Annotated in this window: 18 protein-coding genes; 10 read left to right on the forward strand and 8 right to left on the reverse strand. The window is 70.0% G+C overall.

The features are described 5' to 3' along the window. Positions 1–9 precede the first annotated feature (9 nt). A complete protein-coding gene (locus QNI14_RS13705) occupies positions 10–1,077 on the reverse strand; it encodes a threonine aldolase family protein (protein ID WP_283717188.1) in 1,068 nt (355 codons plus the stop codon). A 177-nt stretch (positions 1,078–1,254) separates the two neighbouring features. Between QNI14_RS13705 and QNI14_RS13710 the strand changes: the two genes are divergently transcribed. Then, positions 1,255–2,715 (forward strand): MFS transporter, encoded by a 1,461-nt coding sequence (locus tag QNI14_RS13710; RefSeq protein ID WP_283717217.1) that lies wholly within the window; start codon positions 1,255–1,257, stop codon positions 2,713–2,715. A gap of 3 nt (positions 2,716–2,718) precedes the next feature. Here QNI14_RS13710 and QNI14_RS13715 read toward each other — a convergent pair whose 3' ends face one another. Continuing rightward, positions 2,719–4,116, reverse strand: coding sequence for a DUF6421 family protein (locus tag QNI14_RS13715; RefSeq protein WP_283717189.1), 1,398 nt, complete (start codon positions 4,114–4,116; stop codon positions 2,719–2,721). Between the two features lie 117 nt (positions 4,117–4,233). On the opposite strand from QNI14_RS13715, the gene QNI14_RS13720 reads away from it, so the two are divergent. From QNI14_RS13720 to QNI14_RS13740, 5 genes are all read left to right on the forward strand, one after another. Next, entirely contained in the window at positions 4,234–4,713 is a 480-nt protein-coding gene (locus QNI14_RS13720; protein ID WP_283717190.1) for an Lrp/AsnC family transcriptional regulator, read from the forward strand. A 56-nt stretch (positions 4,714–4,769) separates the two neighbouring features. Further along, the gene (locus tag QNI14_RS13725) at positions 4,770–5,960 is read left to right on the forward strand and encodes a sensor histidine kinase (RefSeq protein ID WP_283717191.1); all 1,191 of its coding nucleotides are present in this window, start codon (positions 4,770–4,772) and stop codon (positions 5,958–5,960) included. Further along, positions 5,957–6,592, forward strand: coding sequence for a response regulator (locus tag QNI14_RS13730; protein ID WP_283717192.1), 636 nt, complete (start codon positions 5,957–5,959; stop codon positions 6,590–6,592). Before QNI14_RS13725 ends, QNI14_RS13730 begins: the two co-directional genes overlap by 4 nt. 92 nt (positions 6,593–6,684) lie before the next feature. Then, a complete protein-coding gene (locus QNI14_RS13735) occupies positions 6,685–7,446 on the forward strand; it encodes an ABC transporter ATP-binding protein (RefSeq protein WP_283717193.1) in 762 nt (253 codons plus the stop codon). Next, positions 7,443–8,903: an ABC transporter permease gene (locus QNI14_RS13740; protein ID WP_283717194.1), complete on the forward strand. Its 1,461-nt coding sequence runs from the start codon at positions 7,443–7,445 to the stop codon at positions 8,901–8,903. The genes QNI14_RS13735 and QNI14_RS13740 overlap by 4 nt, the downstream gene beginning before the upstream one ends. 79 nt (positions 8,904–8,982) lie before the next feature. Here QNI14_RS13740 and QNI14_RS13745 read toward each other — a convergent pair whose 3' ends face one another. After that, the gene (locus tag QNI14_RS13745; protein WP_283717195.1) at positions 8,983–9,477 is read right to left on the reverse strand and encodes a hypothetical protein; all 495 of its coding nucleotides are present in this window, start codon (positions 9,475–9,477) and stop codon (positions 8,983–8,985) included. Between the two features lie 37 nt (positions 9,478–9,514). Here QNI14_RS13745 and QNI14_RS13750 point away from each other — a divergent pair, with 37 nt between their 5' ends. Beyond that, positions 9,515–10,144: a 2-phosphosulfolactate phosphatase gene (locus tag QNI14_RS13750; protein ID WP_283717196.1), complete on the forward strand. Its 630-nt coding sequence runs from the start codon at positions 9,515–9,517 to the stop codon at positions 10,142–10,144. 3 nt (positions 10,145–10,147) lie between these two features. Here the strand turns inward: QNI14_RS13750 and QNI14_RS13755 are convergent, their stop codons facing one another. The 3 genes from QNI14_RS13755 to QNI14_RS13765 form a co-directional block, all read right to left on the reverse strand. Beyond that, complete coding sequence (locus tag QNI14_RS13755; protein ID WP_283717197.1) at positions 10,148–10,636, reverse strand: SprT-like domain-containing protein; 489 nt, start codon at positions 10,634–10,636, stop codon at positions 10,148–10,150. A 29-nt stretch (positions 10,637–10,665) separates the two neighbouring features. Beyond that, positions 10,666–11,193 carry a hypothetical protein gene (locus tag QNI14_RS13760; RefSeq protein WP_283717198.1) on the reverse strand — a complete coding sequence of 176 codons (528 nt, stop codon included), beginning with the start codon at positions 11,191–11,193 and terminating at the stop codon, positions 10,666–10,668. 84 nt (positions 11,194–11,277) lie between these two features. After that, positions 11,278–12,141 carry a spermidine synthase gene (locus tag QNI14_RS13765; protein ID WP_283717199.1) on the reverse strand — a complete coding sequence of 288 codons (864 nt, stop codon included), beginning with the start codon at positions 12,139–12,141 and terminating at the stop codon, positions 11,278–11,280. A gap of 216 nt (positions 12,142–12,357) precedes the next feature. Here QNI14_RS13765 and QNI14_RS13770 point away from each other — a divergent pair, with 216 nt between their 5' ends. The 3 genes from QNI14_RS13770 (at position 12,358) to QNI14_RS13780 (ending at position 16,069) form a co-directional block, all read left to right on the forward strand. Then, positions 12,358–14,031 carry an ABC transporter substrate-binding protein gene (locus tag QNI14_RS13770; protein WP_283717200.1) on the forward strand — a complete coding sequence of 558 codons (1,674 nt, stop codon included), beginning with the start codon at positions 12,358–12,360 and terminating at the stop codon, positions 14,029–14,031. Between the two features lie 83 nt (positions 14,032–14,114). Next, positions 14,115–15,119, forward strand: a complete 1,005-nt coding sequence (locus tag QNI14_RS13775) for an ABC transporter permease (protein ID WP_283717201.1) — start codon at positions 14,115–14,117, stop codon at positions 15,117–15,119. Continuing rightward, entirely contained in the window at positions 15,116–16,069 is a 954-nt protein-coding gene (locus tag QNI14_RS13780) for an ABC transporter permease (protein WP_283717202.1), read from the forward strand. The genes QNI14_RS13775 and QNI14_RS13780 overlap by 4 nt, the downstream gene beginning before the upstream one ends. A gap of 172 nt (positions 16,070–16,241) precedes the next feature. On the opposite strand, the gene QNI14_RS13785 is transcribed toward QNI14_RS13780, so the two are convergent. Both QNI14_RS13785 and QNI14_RS13790 read right to left on the reverse strand, forming a co-directional pair. After that, complete coding sequence (locus QNI14_RS13785) at positions 16,242–17,312, reverse strand: FUSC family protein (protein WP_283717203.1); 1,071 nt, start codon at positions 17,310–17,312, stop codon at positions 16,242–16,244. 67 nt (positions 17,313–17,379) lie between these two features. After that, positions 17,380–19,068 (reverse strand): ABC transporter ATP-binding protein, encoded by a 1,689-nt coding sequence (locus QNI14_RS13790; RefSeq protein ID WP_283717204.1) that lies wholly within the window; start codon positions 19,066–19,068, stop codon positions 17,380–17,382. Positions 19,069–19,167 lie beyond the last annotated feature (99 nt).

Genomic DNA, 19,167 nt, shown 5'->3' on the forward strand with positions numbered 1-19,167 from the left:
CCTCGGCGTTCAGCCCCGGGTCAACCGCGACAGCTCAGCGACGAACGCGTCGACGTCGGTCTCGCTCGTGTCGAACGAGCACATCCAGCGCACCTCGTTCTTCGCGGCATCCCAGTCGTAGAACCGGAAGCTCTCGCGCAGCCGGTCGGCGACGCCGTCGGGCAGCACCGCGAAGACGCCGTTCGACTGCGTCGGCTGGCTGAACGAGACGCCCGAGATCGACCCATCGGCGATGCCGGCCTCGACCGCACCGCGTAGGCGTGCGGCCATGCCGTTCGCGTGGCGCGCGTTGCGCAGGTACAGGTCGCCCTCGTAGAGCGCGACGAGCTGCGCCGACAAGAAGCGCATCTTCGACGCCAGCTGCATGTTGAGCTTGCGGAGATACGGCAGTCCCTCGGATGCCGCAGGGTCGAGCACCGCGATCGCCTCGGCCGCGAGCGCGCCGTTCTTCGTGCCGCCGACGCTCACGACGTCGACGCCCGCGTCGGTCGTGAACGCGCGCAGCGGCAGATCGAGGGCGGCCGCAGCGTTCGAGAGGCGGGCGCCGTCGAGGTGCAGACGCATGCCGCGCTCGTGCGCGTGGTCGGCCAGCGCGCGGATCTCCTCGGGGGTGTACAGGGTGCCGAGTTCGGTCGACTGCGTGATCGACACGACGAGCGGCTGCGAGCGGTGCTCGTCGCCCCAGCCCCACGCCTCGCGGTCGACGAGCTCGGGGGTGAGCTTGCCGTCGTCGGTCGGCACGTTCAGGATCTTGATCCCGCCGACCTTCTCGGGCGCGCCGCCCTCATCGACGTTGATGTGCGCAGTGGATGCCGCCACGACGGCGCCCCACCGCGGGAGCATCGACTGCAGGCCGGTGACGTTCGCGCCCGTGCCGTTGAAGACGGGGAAGGCCTGGACGCCCTCGCCGAAGTGGTGGGCGAACACCTCCTGAAGGCGGGCGGTGTAGACGTCTTCGCCGTACGCGACCTGGTGGCCGTCATTGGCCGCGGTGATGGCCGCGAGCACCTCGGGGTGGACCCCGGAATAGTTGTCGCTGGCGAAAGAACGGACCGTCGGATCGTGGAGCGTCGTCACCGTTCCAGCCTAGATCGCCGTCGAGCGCGGATCTTCGCCGTATCCAGGCGAATGCGTGCATAGGCGCGTGTCGGTGGCCCGCCCTACGCTGGCCCCATGTCAGACGACCTGACGCCCCACTCCGCACCATCCGCTGCGGCCGAGGCCGCCACGCCGCGCACCGTTCCGCCGAACGGCATGCGGACATTCCTTCACGTGCTGGTGAACACTGCCGTGGCCAACATCACGACGAGCTTTCTGTGGTTCGCCCTCACGTTCTGGGTGTACCTGCGGACCGAATCGGTGCTGGCCACCGGCATCATCGGCGGCGCGTACATGCTGTTCCTCGCGATCTTCGGCATGGTCTTCGGCACCCTCGTCGACCGGTTCCGCAAGCACTCGGTGATGGTCTTCTCCGGCCTCGCGACCCTCGCCGCATTCCTGCTCGCGGGGGCGATCTACCTGTCGCAGCCAGAGGCCGCGCTGCTCGATCTCGGGCAACCGTGGTTCTGGCTGTTCTCGGCGATCATCCTCGCCGGCGCGGTCATCGAGAACCTCCGGAACATCGCGCTCTCGACGACCGTGACCCTCCTCGTACCGACCGAGCGCCACGCGAACGCGAACGGCATGGTCGGCACGGTCCAGGGCCTCGCCTTCATCGTCACGAGCGTGCTGTCGGGTCTCGCGATCGGGCTGCTCGGCATGGGGTGGACGCTCGTCATCGCGATCGTGCTGACCGCCGTGCCCGTCGTCCACCTCCTGGTGCTGCGGATCCCCGAAGACAAGCCGGTGCCCGAACCGGGCTCGAAGCTCCTCGACATCCGCGGTGCCGCCGCGGCGATCCGGGCAGTCCCCGGACTCTTCGCCCTCATCCTCTTCTCGACGTTCAACAACCTCATCGGCGGCCTCTACATGGCGCTCATGGACCCGTACGGACTGACGCTGTTCCCGGTCGAGATCTGGGGGCTCGTGCTCGCGGTCACCGCGACCGGCTTCATGATCGGTGGCGGCATCGTCGCGGCGAAGGGACTCGGGCGCAACCCGATCCGCACCCTGCTGCTCGTCGTGGTGGCCATGGGACTGTTGGGCGCCGTGTTCACGCTGCGCGAGTGGTGGTGGCTCTACGGCATCGGCGTCTGGATCTACATGATGCTCGTGCCGGTCGTCGAGTCCGCCGAGCAGACCGTCATCCAGCGCGTCGTGCCGTTCGAGCGGCAGGGGCGTGTGTTCGGTGCGGCGACGGCGCTCGAGGTGTCGGCGGCGCCGATCACGTCCTTCGCGATCGCACCGCTCGCAGAGTTCTGGGTCATCCCGTACCTGCGCTCCGATGAAGGCGAGGCGGCGTGGTCGTGGTTGCTTGGCGAGGGCGAGATGCGCGGCATCGCGCTCATCTTCCTCATCGGCGGTCTCGTCATGGTCGCAGTCGCCCTCGCCGCCTTCGTGACGAAGTCGTATCGGACGCTGTCGGCGGCGTACACGACCGCGCCCGAGACGACGGCCGAAGACCCGATGATCGCCGAAATGGATGCCGCCCTCACGCCGTACCCGGCACCTGATGCGCATCGCACGGCGCCGGCCTCGTCTGCGCAGGCGCGCGGTGGCGTCGCCGATCAGACCGACTCTCGGCCGGGGCTGATGCCGCCGCCTGCGAAGGGCTGATCGTCAGTCGTCGGTACCGCGGATGCCGGCCGTCGACGCGATGACGGGACGCATCTTCTTCTCGAGCGCCTCGAAGAACATCGACAGCGGGAACTCGTCGTCGAGCACGGCGTCGGTGTAGCCCTTCGGCAACCCAGCGAGGATCTCGTCGGGTAACCCGCGCGCCCAGCGCGAGGCGGGGTGGGGCGTCACGGTCTCGCGCACAAGCTCGTACGCGGCAAGCCAGTGCGCCACCTTCGGCCGGTCGATCGACTCCCAATAGAGCCGGTCGATCGAGTCCGCGAGGGCGATGACGGCATCCGCGACGCGGTCCCATTCGAACGCGAGCGACGTGTCGGTCCAGTGGAGTACGCCGCGGCGGTGCAGCCACGCGAACAGCAGCTGCCCGCCGAGCCCGTCGTAGTTGCGCTCCCGGGTCCCGGTGATCGCGAAGCGGAAGATCCGGTCGAAGATCACGGCGTACTGCACGAGGCCGGCGTGCTCGAGCATCTCGGCATCCGTCTCCGACAGCGACGACTCGGACGACAGGCGACGCTCGATCGCGACGCACTCGCGGAACGCGGTGAGGTCGCAGCGCAGCTCCTCGAGGGTGTACAGGAAGTACGGCATCCGCTGCTTGATCATGAACGGGTCGAACGGCAGGTCGCCGCGCATGTGCGTTCGGTCGTGGATGAGATCCCACATCACGAAGGTCTTCTCGGCGAGCTGCTGGTCGTCGAGCAGACGTGCGGCCGCCTCGGGCAGCTCGAGTCGGGTGATCTCGGATGCCGCGCGCACGACGCGTCGGTACCTGGCCGCTTCGCGGTCCTGGAAGATCGCGCCCCACGTGAACGTCGGGATCTCGCGCATCGCCACGGTCTCGGGGAAGAGCACCGCAGAGTTCGTGTCGTACCCGGGCGTGAAGTCGAGCAGGCGCAGCGACACGAACAGCCGGTTCGTGTACGTCGTCTCGACCTCGGCGATGAACTCGGGCCAGATCACCTCGACGAGGACGGCCTCGACCTTGCGCTCGCGCGACCCGTTCTGCGTGTACATCGGGAACACGACGAGGTGGCGCAGGCCGTCGGTGCGGTGCTGCTGCGGCTGGAACGCGACGAGCGAGTCGAGGAAGTCGGGCGCGCCGAAGCCGCCGTCGGCCCACCGCTCGAAGTCGGCGACGCTCGCGGCGAGGTAGGCCTCGTCGTGCGGGAACGCCGGTGCGAGGGCGTGGATACCGGCCGTGATCGCGTCGACGTGCGCACGAGCGGCGTCGTGATCGGCGGCATCCGGCACCGAACCGTCGGCGGTCTGGAGGGCCTGCAGCGCCGTCGCGGCGGTCTTGAGCGACCGCCAGGCGGCCGAGGTCTCGGCGGTGGCGGGGTCGTGGACGGTGTCGACGTCGATCGTCATCGTGGCGCGCATGGTGGCCTCCTCACGTGCCTTGGTCGGTATGGCGGCAATTCTACCGGAACAATTCCTGCTCAAGACAAGCGCAACCGGAAGAATCGCGATCCGGTTTCGGTGCGATACGGTCAGTCCGTGGCAGCAGACGGAACCGCATCCTCCCTTCGCCTCGGTGACCCCATCGATGCGTCGATCGTCGCGGAGCTGTCGGTCAACGCACGGGCCACGCTCGCCGACCTCGCCGCGATCACCGGGCTGTCGGTCTCGGCGACCCAGGCGCGCGTCCGCCGCCTCGAGACCCGCGGCATCATCACCGGCTATCGCGCCGTCGTCGACGCCGAAGCGGTCGGCAAGCCGCTCGCGGCGTTCGTCGAGATCACGCCGCTCGATCCGGCGCAGCCCGACAACGCGCCCGACCTCATCGCACACCTCGACGAAATCGAAGCGTGCCACTCGATCGCGGGCGACGCCGCGTACATGCTCTTCGTCCGGGTCGCCTCGCCCCGCGACCTCGAGCGCCTCATCCGGCAGATCCGCGCCGCGGCATCCGTGAACACCCGCACGACGATCGTGCTGCAGTCCTTCTTCGAGCAGCGTCCCATCAGTCCGGCCTGAGCGGATACATCTGCAGACGGATGCCGCGCGGCATCCGCTCGCGTAGCGTCGGGGGCGTGTTCCGCTCGCTCCGCCGATACCAACTGCTCACCGACATCGGTGTAGGGGCGGTGTTCGCGCTCGTCGCGCTGCCGCTCTCGGTCTCGATGATCACCTCGGTATCGCAACTCGACGGTCGCATCGCGGTGCTGGCGGCGGCGCTCCTCACGCTCGTGTTCAGCGGCGCCCTCGCGATCCGCAGGCTCTCGCCGCCGCTCGCACTCGGCATTGCCTGGGTTGCGGCGATCATCCAGATGGCGCTCGGCTTCCCGCCGTTGTTCGCGAACGTCGCGATCCTCGGGGTGCTCTACGTGACCGCCGCCTACGGCAGTCGACTGGTGTTCTGGCTCGGGTTCGCATCCAGCCTCGTCGGTGCCCTCGCCATCACGGTGTATCTGATCCTCCCGCCGGTGCTCGCGGGCGGCTGGAGCGTCGAGAGCGCGCTTCGCAACTTCCTCGTCTCGGGTGTGATGCTGTTCACCGCATCGGTGTTCGGGCTCCTCCTCGCGTGGACGGTCGGCGCGCTCAGACGCACCGGGCTGCGCGCCCGTGAGACCCGCGCCGCGCAGGAGCGGGCCGAAGCCGAGACCGCCGCCGAGCAGGAGCGCACGCGCATCGCCCGCGACATGCACGACATCGTCGCGCACTCGCTCGCCGTCGTGATCGCGCAGGCCGACGGGGCGCGGTACACGAAGGACGCGGATGCCACGGATGCCGCGCTCCAGACCATCTCGACCACCGCGCGCTCCGCGCTCTCAGACGTGCGCTTGCTGCTGACCCAGTTGCGGCACTCGCAGTCCGACGGCCCGCAGCCGACGCTCGCCGATCTCGAGCAGTTGTACGCGCAGGTGCGCGCCGCGGGGGTGCCGCTCCGCGTCGACGTCTACCCTGCGCCACGGGGCGAGGTGGCGGCATCCGTCGAGCTCTCGGTGTACCGCATCCTGCAGGAGGCGCTGACGAACGCGCTGCGGCACGGCGGGGGAGGCCCGGTTGATGTGTCGCTCGCGTGGCATGACGATCGGGTTGAGCTCGCGGTTCGCAATGCCGTGTCGGCGGATGCTGCGCCGGGCTCCCGTCCGCCGGGACACGGGCTCATCGGTATGCGTGAGCGGGCGCAGCTGATCGGGGGCACGCTCGAGGCCGGTGCCGACGAGGGCGTGTTCACCGTCTCGGCCGTGCTGCCCACCGGTGCGGAGGCGGTGCGATGATCCGCGTCGTGCTCGTCGACGACCAGGCGCTGTTCCGCGCCGGCATCCGCATGGTGATCTCCTCGCAGCCCGACCTCGAGGTCGTCGGTGAGGCGTCCGACGGTGCGCAGGCCATCGACGTCGTGCGGCAGACGCGCCCCGACGTCGTGCTCATGGACATCCGGATGCCGGTGATGGACGGGCTCACCGCGACCGCAGCCCTGCTCGAAGACCCCGAGCCGCCCCGCATCGTCATGCTGACGACGTTCGATCTCGACGAAGCTGCGGCGCGCGCCATCCAGCAGGGTGCGAGCGGCTTTCTGCTGAAGGACGCTGACCCGGAGTTCCTGCTCGCCGCGATCCGCACCGTGCACGCCGGCTCGTCGGTGATCGCCGCCGCGGCGACCAGGCAGCTGTTCGCCGCATTGAACGAACCGACCCGCGCCGCGCCGTCCGCGTACGGCGAGCTCACCGAGCGCGAGCGCGAGATCTTCGCGCTCGCCGCCCGCGGGCTGTCGAATGCGGAGATCGCCGCGCGCGAGTTCCTCTCCGAGGCGACCGTGAAGACCCACGTGTCGCGCATCCTCGCCAAGCTCGCGTTGCGCGACCGGGTGCAGCTCGTCGTCTTCGCCTTCGAGCACGGCCTCGCCTGACGCGCGGCTGGCTGCGGATCATCCTCGAGATGTACGCGGCCGCGACTTCGGGCCGACGCGGCGGCACCCCGCTCATTCGTAGCGTCGAAGACATGCAGATCACGACCTCCGACATGGGCCTTGCCGCCCGCGTCCAGAACCTCACCAAAACCTACGGCGCCGGCGAATCCGCCGTGCGTGCGCTCGACGACGTCACCGTGGGCATCCGCCGCGGTGAGTTCACCGCGATCATGGGCCCCTCCGGCTCGGGCAAGTCGACGCTCATGCACATCATGGCGGGGCTCGACGCACCGGCATCCGGCAAGGTCTGGATCGGCGACACCGACATCACCGATCTTTCCGACATCGACCTGACGATCCTGCGTCGCCGCCGGGTGGGGTTCATCTTCCAGGCGTTCAACCTCGTGCCGACGCTCGACGCGATCGGCAACATCCTGCTGCCGTTCGACCTCGACGGCCGGCGCCCGAGCGCACTCGAGCGGTCCCGCATCGACGGGCTCGTCGAGTCGCTGGGACTCACTGCGCGGCTGCGGCACCGGCCGCACGAGCTCTCGGGCGGGCAGCAGCAGCGCGTCGCGATCGCCCGCGCGCTCGCGACCGCACCCGACCTGGTCTTCGCCGACGAGCCCACCGGCAACCTCGACTCCCGGTCGAGCCGTGAAGTGCTCACGCTCCTGCGCACCGCCAGCCGCGAGCGCGGCCAGTCCATCGCCATGGTGACGCACGACCCGGTCGCCGCCTCGTACGCCGACCGCGTGCTGTTCCTCGGCGACGGGCGCATCGTCGCCGACAAACCCGCGCAGACCGCAGAGCAGGTGTCGGCGTTCATGCTCGCCGCGGAGGTGTCGGCATGACCGCCGTGACCCTCGAACAACGGATGCCGGCGGTCGTCGCACCGCGGTCGACGTTCGCCTGGCTGCGCGAGCGGGGTATGGGCGCGACCATCCTCGTCGCGGCGATCTCGACGGCCTTCGGCGTCGTGCTGCTCTCGGCCACCGGCTACCTGTCGGCGAGTTTCCGTGCGAACGAAACGTACGGTTCCTCGGACACGATGACCGTGGTCCTGGCGATCCTGAGCTTCATCCTGCTCGCCGTCGCGATCTACGTCGCGGCGATCGTGACCGCGAACACCTTCTCGACGATCATCGCGGGGCGCACGCGACGCATCGCGCTCATGCGACTGATCGGCGCGACCGCTCTCTCGCAGCGCACCGAGGTCGCGGGGCAGGGTCTCGCCGTCGGCGCGATCGGCGCCGTCCTCGGTCTCGTCGGGGCGACCGCCGCCGTCGCGGCGGCGCTGCCGCTGCTCGACCGGGCGCTCGGCATCGAGGTCGACTACGCAGTCGTCCAGCCGGCGCTACTCCTCCCTGCCGTCGCCGTCGCGCTCACCACGTGGGCTGCAGCCTGGGCCGGCTCACGTCGCGTGCTTACCGTCACGCCGTTGCAGGCGCTCGGCGGCGCGGTCGAGCAGACGACCGAAGCGCTCGCCGGCCGTCGCGGTCGCAACATCGGCTCGTGGATCCTCGGGATCGGCGGCGCGGGCCTCCTGGTCCTCGGCATCCTCGCCGGCATGATCACCCCCGCAGGCGTGATCGTGTCGTTCATCGGCGGGCTGCTCTCGTTCACGGCGCTCACCCTGTCGGCGACGGCGATCATGCCGCGGCTGCTCCGCGCGACCGGCCGGCTCTTCGGCGGCTCGGTCACGGCACGTCTCGCGGCCGAGAACGCGGTGCGGTACCCGGAGCGCTCGAGCCGCATGGCCATCGGCGTCGTCATGGGTGTCGCGCTCGTTGTGATGTTCGCGGTCGCTGCAGAGTCTGCGAAGGCGCTCGTCGCGGCATCCGGCGGCGGCACGCCCGACGCGGCGTTCGAGCAGATGGTCGACTCGTTCTCGACCGTCATGATGAGCCTCGTCGCCGTCAGCGCCGTGATCGCGGCCGTCGGCCTCGTAAACCTGTTGACGATCGGCGTCGTGCAGCGCCGCCGCGAGCTCGGGCTGCTGCGCGCGCTCGGCCTCACCGCGCCGCAGATCCGCCGGATGGTGCTCATCGAAGCTGCGCACGTCACGATCACGGCGCTCGCCTTCGGGCTCGTGCTCGGTGTCGCCTACGGCTGGATCGCGGCGCAGTCGCTGCTCGGCTCGGTCGCCGTGCCGCCGCTGTGGCTGTCGCCGACGTTCGTCGCGCCGGCCATCCCGTGGCTCCCGGTCGTCGTGGTGGTGGTCGCGACCGCCGTGCTCACTCTCGTCGCCGCCGTCGCCCCGACGCGCATCGCCACCCGCACCGCACCGGTCGAGGCGCTCGCCGACTGAACCTCCGTCCGTTTACGCACGACTCTCGGCGTTATGAACCCCGCCAAAGCACCACAAACCGTGCGTAAACGGGTCGGGGTCAGGGAGCGGGGTCGTAGGCCCAGGTCGGCGCGAGCGCCCGCAAGCGGGCGGCCCGGTACTGCCACGTCGCCCAGAGCACCGGCCACAGCGGCAGTGCCGCGGCGCCGCCGATCACGAGCCGATCGCGCCAGAGCGTCTTCCCCGGATGACTGGGGGAGGCGCTCACGGCCATCTGGTGGTCCCAGACGTCGAGCCGCGACAGTGGGCCGGTCAACGGGATGCCGCTGTCGCGCAGGATCCGCACCGGTCCGTGCGCATCTTCGAGCGCGCGATCCTCCACGTGGATGAGCTGCCGTCCCACGTTCAGGGCGCCGAGCGCCCGCAGCTGCACCGGCACATCCGCGCCGTGCTCGAGCGACGTCGCGGGCTGCGTCTCGAGCGGGACCATCTCGATGAGCGGACCGTACAACTCGGCGATCGCGCGCGGCGAGTGAAGCGCCCGCCACGCGGCATCCGGTGTGCAGTCGAGTTCGAGCTTGAGGAGGATCCGCATGGCTCGAGTCTGTCACCCGCGCTCGTACGCTGGGGAGATGACCGCGAGCACGTTCGACCAGTCCCGCTACCAGCTGCGCTTCGACTGGGGCGTCGAAGGACTCGAGCGGCTCGCACCCGCCGACGTCGTCGTGGTCGTCGACGTGCTGCGGTTCTCGTCCACGGTCGCCGCACGCGTCGCTGCGGGCGAGGAGGTGCCGCACGACGACGCCGCCCACGCGGTCTCGCGCAACGGCGCCGCGGTCGCGACAGCCGCGGCATCCGCTCCAGTCGTCTTCCTCGGCTGCCTGCAGAACGCGTCGGCGGTCGCCTCGGCCGTCCTCGCCGAGCAGGCGCGGCGCGGTGCGCGCACGAGCGTCAATATCGTCGCCGCGGGAGAGCTGACCGACGTCGGATCACTGCGCTTTGCAGTCGAAGACCAGCTGGGCGCCGGCGCCGTCCTCGCAGCGCTCGAAGCGCTCGGCGTCGACCACACGTCCCCCGAAGCCGCCGCGGCGTCCGAGGCGTTCCGTGGCCTTCGCGGCGCCGTGAAGCACCTGCTCACCGCGAGCGGGTCGGGGCAGGAGCTGCTCGACGCAGGTCGCCGCGATGAGGTGCTCGCCGCGGCCGTGCACGACAGCGTGGCATCCGTCCCCGTCCTGCGCGACGGGGTGTGGGTCGCCGCCTGAACATCAGCGGGCGACGAGTGCTGCGCGCCGCGTCGCCGCAGTGATCTCGCGACGCTCCCACGTGAACAGGTGGCGGGCGTCGAACGAGGGGGCGCAGATCGCGCACGAGGTTGCCCGGGTGGCGCGCCGGTGACGGTACGCGACGTGCCCCGCGGGACACGTGCCCACCCACGGGGCGAGCTCGGTCGCGGTCTCGCCGCGGTGAGTGACGCCGCCGGTGTAGCCGAGCGCCCGCGCGATGCGCTTCCACTCGGCACCGTGGCCCGCCGACGGGCCCGCGAGCGCGTGGGCGATCTCGTGGAGGATCGTCTGCCGGTTCGTGGTGTCGTCGTACCGGGCCGACAGGTAGCGCGACAGCGTGATGCGCTTGCGGTGGTAATCGCATGCGCCCGCGCGACGCTTCGCGTTGTCGAAGGCGAAGCTCCACGACGCGTCGAGGTGTGCCGCGAGGAGTTCCTCCGCCTCGCGGCGGACGTCGATCAGGTCGGTCATGCGCAGACGATACGAGGGGCCGGCGACACTCAGCTGGCGACGGACGCCCCGGCCCGACGCCGGTCGGCCGCGTCGATCGCGAGCAGCGACGACTCGAGCTGGTCTTCGGGTGCGCCCGCTTCCTGGCGCAGGAACAGGGCCTTCTTGAAGTCGGCGCGCGCCGCGGTGTAATCGCCGGCGTCGTACGAGACCTTTCCGCGGTGCTGGTAGGCGAACGCCGCGAGCGCGGGCCAGCGCTGGCCTTCGGCCTCTTCGACGCACATGTTCAGCTCGTGGATCGCTGCCGCGTACGCACCGCGGAACTGCTGCACGGTCGCGTGGAGCACCCGGGCGCGGAGCAGGTCCTTCCGGGTGCCTGCCATGCGTGCAAGCCGCACCGACTGCTCCGCGACGACGAGGGCGTCGTCGAGTCGATCGAGCACCTTCAGCAGCCAGACGCGCTCGAGGATCGCGGCGAGGCTGCGCTGCTCGCCGAGCTCGTCCAACCGGTCGCGGCACTCGCCGAGGTCGACGATTTCGCGCAGGGTCTCCGGGTCGTATCCCTTGATGTAGCTCACGGCGACTCCTCCCGAGACCGTCCCGACGTGTGCATCCAGTGTCGCCCGATCACGTGCGGATCGCGGGCAGCGCGGCGCGCGTGTTCACCGTTCGAAGACGGATGCCGCGGGTTTCGGCGACGGCTCTGCGTCGGCATCGGTGACGACGCGGGCGCCGCGCGCGAAGACGTCGAGCTCGTCGCCGTGCGCGACCTTCGCCGGGTGCGGGCCCGCAGCCATGAGTCGGGGGAGCCACTCCATCGGGAGGGCCGATGCGGATGCCGCGATGACGATGTTCCCGAAGCGGCCGCTCTTGAGCGTCGCGACCTCGGCGAGTGCGACGACGTCCGAGAGCACCTCGCGGACGGTTGCGACCTGCCGGCGCGCGAACTGCAGTCCGCTCCCGTCGGCGATGTTCACGAGCAGGATGCCGCCCGGCGCGAGGAGCTCGGCGAGGACGCGGTAGTACTCGACCGTGGTGAGGTGCGCCGGCGTCTGTGCACCGGCGAAGACGTCCGACACCACGAGGTCGACGTTGCCGACGAGGCCCGCCGGCAGTCGCGAGGCGACGTCGCGCGCGTCGCCGATGCGTACCCGGAGCTGCCCGGTGCGCGGCAGCGGGAGGTGGTCGCGGACGAGGTCGACGATGCCCTGCTCCAGCTCGATGACCTGCTGCCGCGAGCCGGGGCGGGTGTGCTCGACGTAGCGGGGGAGCGTCATGGCACCGGCGCCGAGGTGGACCGCCGTGATCGGCTGGCGCGGCTCGCCCAGCTGGTCGATGACCGCGCCCATCCGCGCGACGTACTCGAAGTGCAGGTGCGAGGGGTCGTCGAGGTCGACGTGGGACTGCGGCGTCGTCTCGACGACGAGCTCCCACCCGCCGGCGAAGCGGCTCGGGATGATGCGCGCCGGTCGCCCGTCGGAGAGCCGGACGCTCGGGGCATCCTCGTCTCCGCGTGACCTGGCCATGCGTCAACGCTATCCGCTCGAACGCATGAGAATCCCCTCATCCGGATGCCACGATTTCTGCGCCAGCGCCGACCGTGATGGGGTTCCCTCGAGGCGAAACACGATCGAGATGCAGATGTAACTGCGGCGCAGTGCGTGCCGGGGTAGCGTCGAGCGCATCCCTCGGCGGTCGTACAGTCGCGCCCGTCGACGAGTCACACGGAAGGTGCACAGCACATGCTCTCCACTCACAGGAAGCGGGTGATCGCGGCTGCCGCGACGCTCGTGATCGGTGCCCTCGCGCTCAGCGCGTGCGGCAGCCAGCGAGGCGACGACGGCGACACCGCCGCGCCCGGCGACGTCGACGGCACGTTCGTCTTCGCCGCGGCATCCGACCCGGCCAGCCTCGACCCGGCCTTCGCGCAGGACGGCGAGACGTTCCGCGTCTCGCGGCAGATCTTCGAAGGCCTCGTCGGCACGGAGCCCGGCACCGCCGACCCCGCGCCGCTGCTCGCCGAGTCGTGGGAGTCCAGCGAGGACGGCCTCTCGCACACCTTCGCGCTGAAGGAAGGCGTCACGTTCCACGACGGCACCCCGTTCAACGCCGAAGCGGTCTGCGCCAACTTCGACCGCTGGTTCAACTGGGAGGGTCTGGCAGCCAGCGAGGCGCTCGGCTACTACTACAACAAGCTCTTCAAGGGGTACGCCTCGAACGCCGAGGACGCCGTCTACAAGTCGTGCACCCCCGACGGCGACACGTCGGTCACGATCGAGCTGAACAAGGCGTTCGCCGGATTCATCCCGGCGCTCTCGCTTCCCGCGTTCGCGATGCAGTCGCCGACCGCCCTCGAGGAGTACGGCGCTGACGAGGTCGGCGGCACGGCCGAAGCGCCCGTGCTGAGCGAGTACGCGACCGGTCACCCCGTGGGCACCGGCCCGTACGTCTTCGACGAGTGGGCTCCGGGCGAGCAGCTGACGCTGAGCTCGTACGAGGACTACTGGGGCGACGCGGGACAGATCGACGAGATCATCTTCCGTGTCATCGGCGACCCGACCGCGCGTCGCCAGGCGCTCGAGGCCGGCTCGATCGACGGCTACGACCTCGTCGGCCCGGCAGACACCACCGCCCTCGAAGAGGACGGCTACACGATGGTCTCGCGGCCGCCGTTCACGATCCTCTACCTCGCCTTCAACCAGGCCGTCGAGGAGCTGCAGGACCCGAAGGTCCGTGAGGCGCTGTCGTACGCGATCGACAAGGACGCGCTCATCTCGCAGGTCCTCCCCGAGGGCACCGAGAAGGCGACGCAGTTCATGCCCGACAGCGTGAACGGCTACAACCCCGACGTCACCACGTACGAGTACGACCCCGAGAAGGCCATGGAGCTGCTCGCCGAGGCCGGTTACGACGAGTCGAACCCGCTCACGCTCGACTTCAACTACCCGGTCGACGTCTCGCGCCCCTACATGCCGGACCCGGAGCAGATCTTTACCGTGCTCTCGAGCCAGCTCGAGGCCGTCGGCGTCGTCACCGAGCCGGTCACGGACGTGTGGAACCCGGACTACCTCGACAAGATCACGGCGGGAACCGACCACGGCATCCACCTGCTCGGGTGGACCGGTGACTACAACGACACCGACAACTTCGTCGGCGTGTTCTTCGGCGCGAAGTCGGCGGAGTGGGGCTTCGACAACCCCGAGCTCTTCGCCGCACTCGACGAAGCACGTGGCATCCCGGATCTCGAAGAGCAGTCCGCGCTGTACCAGGACATCAACGAGATGGTGGCGACCTTCATCCCGGGTGTGCCGCTCGCGCACCCCGCGCCGACGCTCGCGTTCGACCCCCGGGTCGAGAGCTACCCGGCGAGCCCGGTGAACGACGAGGTGTTCAGCCAGATCGTCCTCACCGAGTAAGTTCCACCAGGCGGCATCCGTCGCCTGACCGGCGCGGGGCGGGGGCTTCCCCGTCCCGCGCCGCCCACTGTGAAAGCGACATCGTGCTCCGAACCATCGGCAAGCGGCTCCTGCTGCTGATCCCCACCCTGCTCGGCATGAGCATCCTGCTGTTCTGGTGGGTCCGCTCCCTGAACGGCGGCCCCGCCGTCGCGCTCCTCGGCGAGAAGGCGACGCCCGAAGCCGTCGAGCGGATCAACGCGCTCTACGGCTTCGACCGGCCCATCGTCGAGCAGTACTTCACCTGGATGGGTCGCCTGCTCTCGGGCGACTTCGGCAACTCCATCGACACCGGGCGCCCCGTGCTCGAGGAATTCCTCCGCCGCTTCCCGGCGACGATCGAACTGTCCGTCGCGGCGCTCATCATCGCCGTCGGCGTCGGTGTGCCGCTCGGCTACTGGGCCGCACGACGGCACGGCAAGGCGGCCGACCACGCCGCCGTCGTGTTCAGCCTTGTCGGTATCACGATCCCGGTGTTCTTCCTCGCGTTCATCCTGAAGTACGTCTTCGCCGTGCAGCTGGGCTGGCTCCCCTCCGACGGGCGGCAGAACCCGCGCATCGATGCGACGCACTACACGAACTTCTACGTGCTCGACGGGCTCATCACCGGGGAGTTCGACGCCGCCTGGGATGCGATCCTCCACCTGATCCTCCCCGCGATCGCACTCGGCACCATCCCGCTCGCCATCATCGTCCGCATCACGCGCGCGTCGGTGCTCGAGGTACAGAACGCCGACTACGTCCGCACCGGCAAAGCGAAGGGCGTCCCCGGCGCGCTGCTGCGCAACCGCTTCATCCTCCGAAACTCCATGCTCCCGGTCGTCACGACGATCGGCCTGCAGGCGGGCCTCCTGCTGTCGGGCGCGATCCTCACCGAGACCGTGTTCGCGTTCCCGGGCATCGGCTCGTTCCTCGCGAACGCGATCTTCAACCGCGACTTCCCCGTGCTCCAGGGCTTCATCATCTTCATCGCGATCGCCTACGCACTGATCAACCTGCTCGTCGATGTGTCGTACAGCCTCATCGACCCGAGAGTGAGGGTCTCATGAGCGCCGTTCTTCCTCCCGCTGCCGACGGCAGCGCCGCGGCATCCGCCGTCGACCTCGCCCCCGCCAGTGGTGGTGCGCCCCGCGGCGGCTTCTGGCACGACGTCTTCCGGCGCCTGCGCCGCAACCCCACCGCGTGGGTGGGTGCAGTCATCGTGCTGCTGTTCGTGGTGGTGTCGCTGTTGGCGCCCATCCTCGCGCCGTACCCCGAGACGGCGCTGCCCGGTGCTCGCGAGATCACCCCGACGTTCATCCCCGGACCGGGCGAGGTCGCGGCGTTCCCGCTCGGTCTCGACCGCTTCGGCGGCGACGTGCTGTCGAAGCTCATCTGGGGCGCGCAGGCGTCGCTGCAGATCGGTGTCATCTCGACCGCGTACGGCCTCGTCGGCGGCATGCTGCTCGGGCTCATCGCCGGCACGTTCGGCGGCTGGGTCGACAACGTCATCATGCGAATCGTCGACATCCTGCTGTCGGTGCCGAGCCTGCTACTCGCCGTCTCGATCGCCGCGATCCTCGGGCAGAACCAGAACTCGGTGATGATCGCGATCGGTGTCGCGCAGGTGCCGATCTTCGCCCGCCTGCTGCGCGCGTCGATGCTGCAGCAGCGCTCGGCCGACTACGTCCTGTCGGCGCAGACCCTCGGCCTCGGCCGCGGGCGCATCACGATGAGCCACGTCCTGCCGAACGCGGTCGGACCGGTCATCGTGCAGGGCACCCTGTCACTCGCGACGGCGGTCATCGACGCCGCCGCGCTGTCGTTCCTCGGCCTCGGCGGCGGTCGCCCCGAGACCGCGGAATGGGGTCGCATGCTCACCTACGCGCAGGCCGAGCTCGCGATCGCCCCGTGGCTCGCGTTCCTGCCCGGCATCTGCATCGCCGTCACGGCGCTCGGCTTCACCCTGCTGGGTGAGGCGCTGCGCGAGGCCATGGATCCGCGGACGCGCGGGCGCTGAATTCTCCCCGCTGGTTCCGCTTCGCGATCCCGGCGGGTCGGACAACAGGGCCCCTTCCCCGACTGTCCGGCCCACCGGGATCGCTTCGCTGAACAGACGGCGATGGGTGTGCGCGCGCCCGTGAGCGCGGGGGCTGAGGTCGGAGAGTGGATGCCGCGCACGCGGCATCCGCTCAGGTGAACGGACGCGACGCGTCGATGATGCGTCGGAGACAGACGGCCGCGGTGGCCTGTTCGGCGACGGACTCAACGGGTGTCGCGTCGGCGCCGAGTGACTCGAGGTATGCCTCGACCGCTTGCGACGCCCGGGTGATCTCACCCGATTCGGCCAACCGAGCGGCGTCCGTGGCGACCATGGCGCCACACGCACGGATCGCGTCCGCGAGCCGATCGCGCGACGCTCCCGCGAGGGCCGGCGCGTCCGGGGGGAGCCGCATGAGGACGTCGGCGAGATCGCGCGTGAAGAAGACCGTTCGCTCGAGTGCACGGAGCCGCGTGGCATTGCGGGCGTTGTCGTCGGCGTGATGCCGACGGCCCCGCGGATTTCCGCGGCGGCTGAGGTCGGCCTCGCGGACGTCCTCGGTGACAACGGCGAGCGTGCCGGAGAGGCGCTCCATCGCGGCGGCGAGCGACTCGTCGTCGATCGTGCCGCCGGCGGTGGCATCCGCCATCTGGCCGAGCTGTTCGGCGAGCTCGTCGCGCAGGGATGAGAGCCGCTCCTCGGCCCGGCCGAGGTAGAGCGGCGGTGCGATCGCGACGTTGACGATCACCCCGACGAGGACGCCGAAGGCCATCGTGACGAGGTACGAGACCGAGAAGGTCTCGGCGTCGCTGCGCCCACCGATGAGGAGCACGAACATCGCCGCCATCGTGATCCACTCACGACCGGGGCCGAGCTGGCGCAGTCCACCGAGCAGGATGCCGATCGCGACGACGAGCGCGAGGGGCACGACCGCGGGCACGCCTGCGAGATCGACGGCGACCGCGCCGAGACCCAGGCCGATCCCCGCGGCGAGGCCGATGAGGGTCTGCAGGCCGGAACGGGCCGAGTCTGCGAGCGTCGGGTACATCGTCACGACGACGCCGAGCGGTGCGTAGTACGAGTACTCGGCCGCGCTGAACGGGACGAGGGGCGCGAGCAGCCACGCCGCGACGGCAGCACCCGACGCCTTCGCGGCGAGGAGCAGGCGCGATCGGTTGGTCGCGGAGCGGAGGGCGCCCGAGATCAGGTTGGGCTGAGACACCCGAGGGACATTACGCGCCCGCGGTGATCACCCCGAGGGGGTGGACATCGCGTCACGCGGCATCCACTCAGACGGCGATGTCGAGCTCGTTGCCGGGGATCGAGGCGAGGAGGTTCCGCGTGTACGGGTCGCGCGGGTTGGTGAAGATCTCTTCGCTCGATGCCGCCTCGACCAGCTGCCCGTCCTTCATGACGCAGACGTAGTCGCTGATCAGTCGGACGACGGCGAGGTCGTGCGAGATGAAGAGGTAGCTCAGGCCGTACTCGTTCTGCAGGTCGCGCAGGAGCGTGAGGATCTGGTCCTGCACCAGCACGTCGAGCGCCGAGACCGGCTCATCGCAGACGATGAGCTCGGGGGAGAGGGCGAGCGCGCGGGCGATCGCGACGCGCTGGCGCTGACCGCCCGACAGCTCCGACGGGTAGCGGCGCAGCGTCGATTCGGGCAGGGCGACGTCGTCGAGCAGCTTCCGCACGCGCGCGGCGCGCTCTTTCGCGGAGCCGCGCTTGTAGAACTCGAGCGGCTCGGCGATGATCCGCTCGATCGTGAACATGGGGTTCAGCGACGAGTACGGGTCCTGGAAGATCGGCTGCACCTTCTGGCGGAACTCGCGGAGCTCCCGGCCCTTCAGCGACGCGACGTCGACGCCGTCGAACCGGATGACGCCGGTCGTCGGCTCGACGACCTTCAGCATCATGCGGGCGGTCGTGGTCTTGCCCGAGCCGGATTCGCCCACGATCGCGACCGTCTTGCCGCGCGGGATCGCGAACGAGACGTCCTTCACCGCGGCGAAGGGCTCCTTCTGCCCGCGGACGTTGTAGAGCTTGGAGAGGTCTTCGACCTCGACGATGTTGTCGGTGGATGCCGAGGTGCCGGATGCCGCGGTGTCGGATACCTGGTGCGGGGCATCCGTCGTCTCGAACGCCTCGGGGCGAAGCCGGGCGACGGCAACCGACGGAGCAGCCTTCACGAGCGACTGCGTGTACGGATGCTGCGGGTGCTCGAGGATCTGGCGGGCGGGGCCCTGCTCGACGATCTTGCCGCGGTGCATGACGACCACGCGCTCCGCGCGCTCGGCAGCGAGCCCGAGGTCGTGGGTGATGAGCAGGACCGACGTGCCGAGCTCGGTGGTCATGCGGCCGAGCTGGTCGAGGATCGTCTTCTGCACCGTCACGTCGAGGGCGCTCGTGGGCTCGTCGGCGATGAGCAGGCGCGGGTTGCAGGCCAGGCCGATCGCGATGAGCGCGCGCTGGCGCATGCCGCCCGAGAACTCGTGCGGGTACTGCTTCGCGCGGTCGGCGGCGTTCGGCAGGCCCGCGGCGGCGAGCGTCTCGACGACCTTCGCGTCGACGTCCTTCTTCGTGGCGAGGCCGTGCGCCAGGAGGGTCTCGGCGACCTGCGTGCCGATCTTCGACGTCGGGTTGAGGTTCGACATCGGGTCTTGCGGGACGAGGCCGATCTTCGCGCCCCGGACGGTGCGCATGGTCGCCTCGGAGGCACCGACGAGGTCTTCGCCGTCGAGCAGGATGCTGCCCTTCGAGACGCGACCGTTGCCCGCGAGCAGCCCGATGATCGCCATCGCGGTGGTCGACTTGCCCGAGCCCGATTCGCCGACGATCGCGACGGTCTCACCCGCGGCGATGTCGAGGTCGACGCCCTCGACGGCGTGCACCGTCCCGTCGATGGTCTCGAAGTCGACGGCCATGTCGCGCACCTGCAGGAGCGGGGCGCCGGGAGCGGGGTGGGTCTCGATCGGCATGCCTTCCATCCTGCCTCGCGAGGCCCGATCCCGCACCGCCGCGCCCGGTGCCGTCACGAAGTCGTAACGCCGGTGGGGGTCACAACCCAGGCAAATCCG

The organism is Microbacterium dauci (genome assembly GCF_030065535.1).
GTDB lineage: Bacteria > Actinomycetota > Actinomycetes > Actinomycetales > Microbacteriaceae > Microbacterium > Microbacterium dauci.